Raw genomic sequence first — 12,261 nt, 5'->3', positions numbered from 1 at the left:
TCGGATTAGTGGTATTTTACTGGGAATTTTTAACAATAATTTTGATACAATATTGTCTTTCCCTAAGCTAATATTAACCTTTTAAGCTTGGATTTTAGATATGTCGTTTAGTAATTTGCTCGCTGGTTCAAGCATATATTCTATAAATTCATGCCTAGTTGCTATACTCCTACGTAAGTACGTTCGGTTCTTCTATTCTTAAAAATTGTACTTAAAGGCGACAAAACATAATTTAAGAGTATTTAGTTTATTAGCTTTCACTAGCAAATCTCTTTACTATTTTCAAATTTTTACTAAAACCTATGATGGACAAATCCTACAAAATGAGCCGCTTCGCGGGTTACGTAGGTCAGGTTGGGACTCCCCAACCCCAGCTGTTTGGACGGAACGCTTTGGGAAGCTTCCTGACAATGCTGGTAATGATGCTGCTGTTGAGCAACTCGGCGGCATGGGCGCAAGGACGGACTGTAACAGGTACAGTAACTGATCCGTCAGGAGCTACCTTGCCGGGGGTAAGTGTACAAATTAAAGGTACACAGCGGGGGACAAACACAGACGCATCCGGTAAGTACACGCTTAACAATGTGCCTGACAATGCCACGCTTGTACTAAGTTTCATTGGCTACACCTCCCAGGAAGTACCTGTTGGTAACCGGTCTTCGGTTGACGTAAAACTGGCGGACGACACTAAAGCACTTGAAGAAGTCGTTGTCGTTGGTTACGGTACTGCGAAACGGAAAGATCTGACAGGTTCGGTAGCACAGGTAACTTCCAGAGAATTTAACCCTGGTATCAACCCCAACCCGTTACAGGCTATTCAAGGTAAAGTAGCTGGTCTGGTTATCACGACTCCATCGGGTGACCCCAACCAACAGCCAACCGTTCGTCTGCGCGGGTATACCTCGCTGGCTGGTGGTTCTGAGCCTCTTTACGTAGTTGACGGTATGATTGGTGTCCCAATCAGCCAGGTAAACCCGAACGACATCGAGTCAATGGACGTATTGAAAGATGCGTCGGCAGCGGCCATCTATGGTTCGCGGGCTGCTAACGGGGTAATCATCGTTACAACCAAGCGTGGTAAAGCAGGACAGGCGACGGTTGCATTCAATAACTACGTGGGTGTTGAAACGATTTCAAGACGCCTTGATTTACTTGATGGCCCAGGCTACGTTAATGCGGTAACGCAAATCAAAGGGGCTTCGGCACTTAGCGATGGTCAGCGTTTCCCAAAAGATGCCAGCGGAAACTATTACAACACGAACTGGATCGACCAGGTAACGCGTACAGCGATCACGAACAACCACAATATTGCGGTATCGGGCGGTTCGCAGACATTTAGCTACCGTGGCTCGGTTGATTATATCAATCAGCAGGGTATTGTTAAAAACACGGGTTTTGATCGGATCATTGGCCGCATCAACTTAGATCAGAAAGCATTGGACAACCGGTTGAACGTTCAGTATAACCTGCAATACACGCGCACCAATCAGAAATTTTCTGATAATGGTATTCTGCGTCGTGCTGCTCAGTTTCTGCCTACGTTGCCTGTTCGGTATACAGACCCTACTAGTTTGACTAATAACCTTGGTGGTTACGCTGAAGTGGGTGGCGCGTTCGATTTGAACAACCCGGTTGCTATGCTGGAGAACGTAACTAACAATGGGACACGTAACACCGCTATCTTGGGTGCTAACCTACGTTACGAGATTATCGACGGTTTAACCTTCGGTGTGAATGCTCAATTGCAGAATGACCAGACCAACAATAACTACGTAACGAACCCGGCTATCAAAGCGTACGCTGGTAACAACGGTCGGGCTGAACGCCGTCAGTATAATACGCTCAACCAACTGCTCGAAACGACGCTTACGTACAACCGGAGCCTTGGTACAAGCAGTAACCTTTCGTTGTTAGGCGGTTATTCGTTCCAGCAATTGGACAATGATGGATTTGCCGCTGCGAACAGCGCCTTTGTGACGACTTCTACTGGATTCAACAACTTAGGTTTGGGAAGTGGTACACTGATTTACCCAAGTAACACGTTTGCCAACTCGTACCGGAACCAAAGCAAACTGATCTCGTTCTTCGGTCGGGCAACGGTTAATCTGGTTGACAAGTATAATGTGACGGCTACGGTACGTCGGGATGGTAGCTCTAAATTTGGTACGAACAACAAATGGGGTATTTTCCCATCGATCGCTGCGGGCTGGAATCTTTCGAATGAATCGTTCTTCCCCAAATCAAACGTGGTGAACTTCGTGAAGCTACGGGTAGGTTGGGGACAGACAGGAAACTCGGAGGGTATCAACCCATACACATCAACTCAGCTGTATGGTCAGAAAGGTACCTACTACGATGGTACTGTCGGCGACTTCCTGCCAGGTTATGGTATCACGCAGAATGCTAACCCCAACCTCAAATGGGAGGTTGTTGGCCAAACCAACGTTGGTATCGACTTCCAGATGTTTAGCAGCCGTTTCTCGGGATCGATCGAGTATTATAACAAGCTGACAAGCGACATGCTGTATAATATCAACGTACCTGCTGATGGAGTAAACTACTTTGCTAATACCATCCTGGCTAACATTGGTAGCATGAGCAACAGCGGGTTTGAAATCTCGTTTGGTGGCGACATCATCAAGAAAGGCGACTTTAACTGGAATGCCCGGATCGTTGGCTCGTACAACAAGAACAAAATTGTATCGCTAACGAATGATCAGTTCAACATCGGTCAGGTTCGCTTCAATCCGTTCAGTGGTCGAGGCTTGTCTGACGTATACGCGTCGATCCTGACAGTGGGCCGTCCGTTGGGCGAGTTCAACAACGTACCCACGTTTGCTGGCAGCTACAATTCGGATGGACAACCCTTGTTGCGTCCCGCTTCGGGCGACACCCCTACGCCGAGTGTAGCATTGGCTGATGCCGCAGCAGCAGTTGCTGCTGGCAACCCAATCAACCAGGGTAATCCGCAGCCATTCTTGAATGGTTCGTTTATTAACTCGTTCCGGTACAAAAACTTCGATTTGAACTTCCTGTTGCGTGGTGTGTTCGGTAACAAAATTCTGAACAATACGCGTTCGAACTACTCGATTCCTGGATCGATCCTGGAAACAAATATGTTGCGTGACGTAACGTCGCTACCAAACAACTACGGCGTCAACGTACTGTCGACCAACTGGATCGAGAGCGGTACGTTTGTTCGGTTGAACAACTGGCAGATCGGCTACAACGTCCCCGTTCGGCCAAACAAGTACTTCTCGGGTGCTCGGGTTTATGTGGGGGGTAACAACCTGTTCGTCATTACGGCATACAAAGGTATCGATCCTGAGTTACAGGCAGCTGGTAACCTAGCTAGTAACAACACCAATGGCTTAGTGTCGAATCCTGCATCAAGTGGTGTAACGACAGGTAACCTGCCAATCGGGCAAGCTCCGAACCCAGTCGGGTTGGACGATGCTAACGCTGGTTTCTATCCAAAAACACGTACATTCCAGTTGGGTCTGAATCTGACATTCTAAGGCTAGGCATTCACAAATCTAAAGAGTTAATACGTACTTGGTCTGTGAATGCTTCGTTAGAATCTTACGAACAAAGTGCTATAAAGATCTAATTCAAAAAGCAATGAAAACTATAAGTATAAAAGTCGTAATGGGCTGTGCAGCGCTGCTATTAGCTGGACAAGCCTGTACAGACTTGACCGAAAAAACGTTCGATGTATTGCCTACATCGGGTGATTTTGGCAATACACAAGCTCAGCGGAATGCCTTGATCGGACCGCTTTACAATGGTCTTGGTGACTATTGGAGCAACATGACCGATCTGAACACGACGACGGACGAACAGGTTGTACCTACCCGTGGAGGTGACTGGAAGGATGGCGACAAGTGGGTTCGGTATTATACCCACACCTGGGATCCTGTTACCGATAACAGCGTATTCAATGATCGTTGGAACTGGTGTTATAACAATATCACAGCGATTAATCAGCAGCTAGGAACGCTTACTGACGCGACTAGCATTGCCGAGTTGAAAACGCTGCGGGCATTTTTCCACTACCAGGCGATGGACCTGTTTGGTAATGTAATTATTGCCAATCAGTTGGGAGGATCGACACCCCAGCAGAGCACCCGTGCGCAGGTATTTGCGTTTGTTGAAAAAGAATTGCTGGATAACCGGGCTGCTTTATCGAGTACAGTAGGAGGAGCGAATTACGGGCGTATGAATAAGTACGTCTCAGATATGATCCTAGCTAAACTGTACTTGAACGCACAGGTTTATACGGGTACCCCACGCTGGAAAGATGCCGTGACCCGTCTGGATACGATCATTGGTTCGGGCAAGTTTGCACTGGCTTCTGATTTTTTAAGCAACTTCTCGACTCAGAACCAGGGTTCGGCCGAAATCATTCTGGCTACGCCGTTCAGCAGCACCAAACGGACTGGATTCCGCCCGCAGATGCAGACCCTGCACTACCTGCATCAGCTGACCTATAACCTGGGGCAACAGCCTTGGAATGGATTCTGTGCAGTTACGGAGTTCTATAACTCGTTCGATGACAAAGACGCCCGCAAAAGAATGTGGCTCGTTGGACCGCAGTATAAAGCGGATGGTACGCCGTTGATCGATGATTCGCAACCGGTAGTTCTTAATCCTGAAGTAACGACGCTTGCTTATCAGGCTGGTTATGTAGGTCGGTCGGCTGGTGCTCGGAACGCGAAATACCAGATTCAGCGGAACAACTTTACGCAGGATTCGTGGCAGGATAACGATTTCATTATCTACCGTTTGGGTGATGCGTACCTGATGCGGGCTGAAGCTAACCTGCGTCTTGGCAATGCGGCAGCTGCCGTTACGGATGCAAACATAATTCGTGCCCGTGCCGGTATGTCGGCTTACACAACGACGACACTTACGTTGAATGAGCTGCTGGCAGAGCGCGGACGCGAACTGGCGTGGGAAATGCACCGTCGTCAAGACCTGATCCGGTTTGGACAGTACACCAAAGCATGGCGCTTGAAAGCTGCCTCACAGGATTACCGGACGCTGTTCCCAATCCCAAGAGACCAGATATCCCTCAATCCAAACCTGAAGCAAAATCCTGGTTATTAATACTTAGGATTAACGGATAGAAAAGCAGGCTCTACGGAGTCTGCTTTTTTTGTTTTATAAGCTGATTAAAAGCTAATTAATTAGCGGGAAAGGACTAATTAACCTTGACGATTCGTTATATTTGTGGCCCCTTAACGATCAGCATTTTCTGAATGCTTTCTTTGGCCTTCGCTTCAATACGGTTTATTTCTCATCTAGCTGTACTAATGCGCATTAGTTTGATTATTCTGATGGCAAGCTTGTTAGCTGGTTGTCAGTTAGGGCAACAGCAGTCCGCTGATGCTTTGTTTCGTAAGTTGTCGCCTGACGAAACCCACATTAATTTTACCAATACAGTAACCGACTCCAAAGAGCTTAATGTTTTCAACTACCGTAACTTCTATCACGGTGGCGGAGTCGCTATTGGCGATGTTAACAACGACGGTTTGTCCGATGTGTTCCTAATCGCGAACATGGGCGATAACCAGTTATACCTGAATAAATCGGAGAAGGGGCAGGAGTCTTTCCAGTTTGACGATATCACGGCGAAAGCAGGAGTGGCTGGTAAGCGGGCCTGGAGCACGGGCGCTACGTTTGTGGATGTTAACGGCGACGGACGGCTGGATCTATACGTGTGTAATGCCGGTAACCAGCCGGGTGATGATCGGGCAAACGAGCTATTCATCAATAACGGTAACGATGCGAATGGTGTCCCAACCTTCACGGAACGAGCCGCCGAATATGGTCTGAACGATAAAGGCTACTCGACACACGCGGCTTTCTTCGATTACGACCGCGACGGTGATCTGGATATGTATCTGCTCAACAACAGTTTCTTGCCTGTCGAACGATTATCCTATGCCAACATACGGGATCAGCGGGACTCGTTGGGCGGGCATAAGTTATTCCGTAACTGGACGATAGAGCGGAGCAAGGGAAAAGCAACTACTTCGACCACCTTTACCGATGTATCGGAGCAGGCAGGAATTTATGGAAGCCTGATCGGTTTCGGACTAGGCATTACCATTGGTGATGTAAATGAAGACAACTGGCCGGATGTATACATCTCCAACGATTTTTACGAGCGGGATTATCTGTACATTAACAACCACGACGGTACGTTTCGAGAGTCGATAAAAGACGCGATGCCGCACATCAGCCTGTCATCAATGGGAGCGGATGTGGCCGACGTCAATAATGACGGGAAGCTCGACATCTTTGTGACCGATATGCTGCCCGGTAATGACCAGCGCCTGAAAAAAACGTCGACGTTCGAAAGCCACGATCTGGAACAGCTTAAGCTCGGTCGCGATTTCCATTACCAGTTTATGCAGAACATGCTGCATCTGAACAACGGCAATCAGCCGGATAACAACGGACTACCTGTTTTCAGCGATGTAGCGCGTTTTTCGGGTGTTGATGCGACGGACTGGAGTTGGGGCGCGTTGATATTCGACATGGACAACGATGGTCTTAAAGATATTTTTGTCGCGAATGGAATCGCGAAAGATGTAACGAATCAGGACTTCATCAACTTTTTGGGCGATAGCGAAAACATGGCTCAGATTGCCCGGCAGGGGGGAGTTAATTTCAAAGACTTCATGGATAAAGCGCCCTCGGAAGCCGTTCCGAACTACGCCTTTCACAACGACGGAAACTTACAGTTTACGAACAAGGCGCTGGATTGGGGACTTTCGGAACCCGATTTTTCGAACGGGGCCGCCTATGGAGACTTAGACAATGACGGCGACCTGGATTTGATCGTAAATAATGTCAATTCGCCCGTCGCCGTTTATAAAAATCAATCGACGGAAAAGCGCAGCACGAATTATTTAAAAGTAAAGCTGAAAGGGCAGGGCCTAAACCAGGACGCTATCGGAACCAAAGTGATGGTTTATCAGTCGGGGGATTCGACGGGTTCGCGGATGCAGTTGTTACAGCAGATGCCGAATCGTGGATTCCAGTCGTCCGTCGATTTGAACATGGTGTTTGGCCTGGGTAATCAGCCGCAGATTGATTCGGTTGTGGTGGTATGGCCCGATGATAAAATGCAGACCATACTGCATCCCAAAGCGAATCAGCTATTGACCGTTCGTCAGCAGGATGCTAACCAGATATGGAAGCCTTCCAGTAGCATTCAAAAGCCCGTTTTTCAGGATAATACGCTCGCTGCGGGACTAGCGTTCACCCACAAGGAAAGTCCCTTTGTCGATTACAATCGCGATGCGTTGTTGAAGCAGCAATTTTCTACGCAGGGCCCGGCAATGGCTACCGGCGACGTGAATGGAGACGGTTTAGACGATATATTCTTTGGTGGAGCAAGCGGCCAATCACATCAACTGTTCGTGCAGCAGGCAGGGGGTACGTTTACGGATAAAACGCCAACGGCAATCAGGCAGGACACGACCTATGAAGCTGTAGACGCCGTACTTTTCGATGCTGACGGCGATAAGGATCTCGACCTGTATGTGGTATCAGGGAGTAACGAATTTGGCGCTGATGCTGATGAACTGCTGGACCGTTTGTACCTGAACGATGGGAAAGGGGGTTTCACCCGTTCAGAAACGAACCTGCCTAATTTAAAAGCGAGTGGTTCGTGCGTAGCCGCTGCCGACTACGATCAGGACGGTGATATTGATTTGTTTATTGGCGCTCGAATGATTCCGGGTCAGTATGGCGTCAATCCCGCCAGCTATTTGCTCACCAATGATGGCACCGGAAATTTTAAAAACTATACCAAACGATTCCTGCCCGAAGTGGATCAATTGGGTATGGTTACGGCTGCTACCTGGGCCGACCTCAACGGCGATCAGTACCCGGAACTACTGGTTGTCGGTGATTGGGAACCCATACGCGTGTTCGAAAACAAGCGCGGTAAGTTGAGTCAATCGTCGGTGATGACGATCACCGGGATCAATGGAGAAGCCTTAAAAACCAACGGCTGGTGGAACTGCGTAACGGCAGGCGACGCGGATGGGGATGGCGATCTGGATCTGGTTGTCGGTAACTTAGGCCTTAATTCGCGCATTCGGGTAAGTCAGACGGTACCCGCTGAACTCTACGCGGGAGATTTTGATCACAACGGCACCATGGAGCAGATTATCAACTGCGCCGACGAAACGGGTGAATTGTACCCGATGGTACTGAAACATGATTTGCAGAAAGAGATGCCTAGCATCAAAAAGAAATACGTGAAGTACAATGATTATGCTGGTAAAAAAATCACGGACATACTGGATGAAGATCAGCTAAAGCAGGCTGTCGTCAAGCAATCGTTTATAAGCAGGTCCGTACTGCTGGTGAATGATGGAAAAGGTAAGCTTACCCTGCAAACGCTACCGGCCGAAGCCCAGTTTTCGCCCATGTGCAATGCGACATTCCTCGATTACGACGGCGACGGTCGAACCGACTTGGCATTGGCGGGTAATTTCTTCGATGTGCTGCCCGAAATTGGCCGTTACGACGCTAGTTATGGAGTTATCTTACGAAACGAAGGAAAAGCCAAACAGCATTCTGTAAAATACACGTCAATTAATCCCGCCGTATCGGGTTTCTTTGTACGTGGTCAGGTCCGACGGATGAAACGCCTGGCGCAGGGACAACTGATTCTGGCGAAGAACAACGACCGCGCGCAATTATTTACGCTTAAAACACCCACTGCCAACGGTTCCAGAACCGCTATGGCACGCTAAAAAAAGTTGACACCAGGCGGTAAGCAGCAAGGTGTCAACGACTCGCCTATAATGAAACGAATTGGTTTATTGATGCTGGCTGCCAGTACACTGCTGGCAGGCTGTAATTCATTCAAGTCAGAAAAGCCGCTTTTTCAGTCTCTTGATTCCACCCAGACGGGTGTCTCATTTGCAAATCGTCTGGTGCCTTCCGAAAAGCTAAATATTCTCGATTACCTGTACTTCTACAACGGGGGCGGGGTATCAGCGGGTGATATCAACAATGACGGATTGACCGATCTGTACTTTGTCTCGAACCAGGGAAAAAACAAGTTATACCTTAATAAAGGAAACTTTAAATTTGAGGATATAACCGCCAAAGCGGGTGTTGAGGGGTTTTCGGATTGGCAGACCGGCTCAACGATGGCGGATGTAAATGGTGACGGATTCCTCGATATTTACGTCTGCGCCGTCGGTAATTTCCGAGGTCTTGAAGGGGCTAACGAGTTATACATCAACAACGGAGATGGTACATTCACCGAAAAAGCGGCTGACTACGGACTCGATTTTACGGGCTTTTCAACGCAGGCTGCCTTCTTCGATTATGACCACGATGGTGACCTCGATTGCTACCTGTTAAATCATGCCGTGCACACGTCTCGTAGCTATGATCGTGTAACGGCTCGTAATCTGCGGCATAACGAGTCAGGCGACTATCTGTACGAAAATCAGTTAGTAACCAAAGCGGGGAAAGCACCAGCTGGCAAAACGGCCCGTTTCGTTAACGTAAGCGAAAAAGCTGGAATTTACGGGGCAGCTATGGGCTATGGCTTAGGCATATCCGTCGCTGACCTGAACAACGACGGATGGGAAGATCTGTACATTTCGAACGACTTCCACGAGGACGACTACTACTACGTTAATAATCAGAATGGTACGTTTACGGAAAGTGTTCGAAAAGCGTTTCAGCATACCAGCCGATTCTCGATGGGTAACGACATTGCTGATGTAAACAACGATGGCTTTGCCGATGTCATGACGCTTGACATGTACCCGGAAGATGAAACCGTCGAAAAATCATCGCTTGGTGAAGATCCGCTGGACATTTATTTTTATAAGCTGGCTCACGGTTACATGAACCAGTATAGCCGGAACTGCCTTCAACTGAATCTGTCAGGAAAGAAGTTTATGGATGTTGGGGCTATGACGGGTGTGGCGGCTACCGACTGGAGCTGGTCACCACTACTGGCCGACTACGATAACGACGGAATAAAAGACTTGTTCGTTGCCAACGGCATCGTTCACCGCCCAAACAACCTGGACTACGTGAAGTTTGCCGCCGATGACTCATTGCGCTATGCGATGGAAACGTCGCGCTCGCTCGATGAACGGGCTACGAAACTTATGCCCGAAGGAAAGGTACATAACTATCTGTACCGGGGAACGCCAAGTCTGCGGTTTGAAGACAAGTCCATTGCCTGGGGGTTCGAGACACCCAATTTTTCGAATGGGGCCGCTTACGCGGATCTGGACAACGACGGTGATCTGGATCTGATTACCAATAACATTGACGATCCGGCAGGACTGTATCGCAACGATGCTAACGAACTCTTTCCGAATAACAAACACCTGACGGTCAAACTAAAAGGCGAGGCACCAAATACGTTCGGGGTAGGCGCGAAAGTAATTCTCAAATACAAGGACACGACGCTTGTTCAGCAGCTGATGCCGACGCGTGGGTTTGAATCATCCGTTGCGCCAGAACTGCTGTTTGGTGTTGGACAACATGATTCGGTTGATTCACTGATTGTGATCTGGCCAAACCAGCAGATGGAAATCCAGCGGAATGTAAAGGCCAATCAAACAATTACACTACAGCAGACCAACGCAAAGCTGGATGGGAAAAACTTCCGGTATACGGCTCCGTCGATCTCCCCGCTCTTCGCCGATATGACCACGAATGATTCCATTCCGTACAAGCATAAGGAGAACAGAGAGTATTTCGATTTTGTGCGTGAACCCCTGATGCCGTTTGAGATATCGACCGAAGGGCCGCATTTGGCTGTTGGTGACGTAAACGGCGATGGATTGGAGGACGTGTATGCCGGGGGGGCCAAGTGGCAGGCTGGCAGCTTATTGATCCAGCAGTCCGATGGACGTTTCAAGCCGTCGGTTCAACGAGCCTTTGTTGCCGATTCGACCTATGAAGATGTAGACGCTACGTTCTTCGATGCGGACGGTGATAAAGATCTTGACCTGTATGTCGTATCGGGTGGCAACGAGTTTTACGATAAAATGCCCGAACAGTTTGATCGACTTTACCTAAACGACGGTCAGGGTAATTTTAGCCGGGCTACCAGTGCGCTTCCGCCTATGTACGACAACAAAAGCTGCGTTCGCCCCTTTGATATCGATCAGGATGGTGATCTGGACTTATTTGTTGGCGGTCGTGTTGTTGGTTTCAACTACGGGAAGTCGCCGAACTCCTACCTGCTGATCAATGACGGAAAAGGACACTTCTCCGATCAGACGGATAAACTGGCTAGCGGTCTCCGAAAGGCGGGAATGATTACCGATGCTGTCTGGGCCGATTACGATGGCGACAAAGATCAGGATTTGATTCTGGCCGGTGACTGGATGCCGATCAAGATTTTCGCCAATGATAAAGGCAAACTTTCGGAGGTTAGCACGATCACCGAAAGCGAAACGCCATTAAATGGCTTTTTTCAGCGCATTATTGCCGCTGACTTTGACCGAGACGGCGATATTGATCTTGTAGCGGGCAATCTGGGAACAAACACGAAGCTTCGGAAGACACCTGACTCACAGTTGCGCATGTGGGTAAAAGACGTTGACAACAACCAGACAACGGAGCAGATCATCGCGTACAACCGAGGTAAGGAGTGGTATCCCCTCGCCTTCAAAGACGAGCTGGGCAAACAGATGCCAGGCATAATCAACAAGCGCTTTACCGACTATGTATCATTTGCCGGGAAGCCGCTGGAAAACGTGCTGAGCAGCCAGGAGCTGAACGAAGCGGAGGAATTTACTGCGAACCAATTTGCGTCGGTTTATTTGGAAAACAGAAACGGTAAATTTGTCGTGCACGAACTTCCGATGATGGCGCAGGTATCGAAGCTTTTTGCGTTACAGGCAATTGATATCGACCAGGACGGCGATCTGGATGTGTTGGGTGGCGGCAATTTTTATAATGTCAGTACCTATCAGGGGCGGTACGACGCCAACTATGGCTTAGTCTTACAAAATGACGGGAAAGGGCATTTTACGGCCTTATCACCAGTCGATACTGGCTTTATGCTGAATGGGGAAATCCGGGATATTCGTCCCCTTCGTACGACAAAAGGAATGCTGATCGCCGTTGCCCGTAACAGCGCAGGTATACAGCTCTTTAAGCCGTTGCTTTTGAAATAAAGTAGTCGAAGATACTCCGTTTTGTCCCGTATTTTCCGTTAATTTTGTACGTATGGATTAGTTGAAATCC

The 12,261-nt window shown here is 48.5% G+C and carries 4 protein-coding genes; all 4 read left to right on the top strand.

Annotated features, from left to right (window positions below; all coding sequences use genetic code 11):
- Window positions 1-302: 302 nt before the first annotated feature.
- The 4 genes from LQ777_RS22105 to LQ777_RS22090 all read left to right on the top strand — a co-directional run bounded on the left by LQ777_RS22105 (window position 303) and on the right by LQ777_RS22090 (window position 12,191).
- The gene (locus tag LQ777_RS22105; RefSeq protein ID WP_232560109.1) at window positions 303-3,518 is read left to right on the top strand and encodes a SusC/RagA family TonB-linked outer membrane protein; all 3,216 of its coding nucleotides are present in this window, start codon (window positions 303-305) and stop codon (window positions 3,516-3,518) included.
- Between the two features lie 103 nt (window positions 3,519-3,621).
- Entirely contained in the window at window positions 3,622-5,109 is a 1,488-nt protein-coding gene (locus LQ777_RS22100) for a RagB/SusD family nutrient uptake outer membrane protein (RefSeq protein WP_232560108.1), read from the top strand.
- Window positions 5,110-5,315: 206 nt separating this feature from the next.
- Window positions 5,316-8,780 (top strand): VCBS repeat-containing protein, encoded by a 3,465-nt coding sequence (locus LQ777_RS22095; protein ID WP_232560107.1) that lies wholly within the window; start codon window positions 5,316-5,318, stop codon window positions 8,778-8,780.
- Window positions 8,781-8,831: 51 nt separating this feature from the next.
- The gene (locus tag LQ777_RS22090; protein ID WP_232560106.1) at window positions 8,832-12,191 is read left to right on the top strand and encodes a VCBS repeat-containing protein; all 3,360 of its coding nucleotides are present in this window, start codon (window positions 8,832-8,834) and stop codon (window positions 12,189-12,191) included.
- The last annotated feature ends 70 nt before the right edge of the window (window positions 12,192-12,261 follow it).

Source organism: Spirosoma oryzicola (genome assembly GCF_021233055.1).
In the GTDB taxonomy this organism is placed as follows: Bacteria; Bacteroidota; Bacteroidia; order Cytophagales; family Spirosomataceae; genus Spirosoma; species Spirosoma oryzicola.
The sequence above is the reverse complement of the archived record's forward strand: the minus strand, read 5'-3'. Positions and strand labels throughout refer to the sequence as shown.

Bases quoted from the DNA above. Each gene is read 5' to 3' on its own strand.
- LQ777_RS22105 (WP_232560109.1), top strand. From the start codon at position 303: ATGATGGACAAATCCTACAAAATGAGCCGCTTCGCGGGTTACGTAGGT.
- LQ777_RS22100 (WP_232560108.1), top strand. From the start codon at position 3,622: ATGAAAACTATAAGTATAAAAGTCGTAATGGGCTGTGCAGCGCTGCTA.
- LQ777_RS22095 (WP_232560107.1), top strand. From the start codon at position 5,316: ATGCGCATTAGTTTGATTATTCTGATGGCAAGCTTGTTAGCTGGTTGT.
- LQ777_RS22090 (WP_232560106.1), top strand. From the start codon at position 8,832: ATGAAACGAATTGGTTTATTGATGCTGGCTGCCAGTACACTGCTGGCA.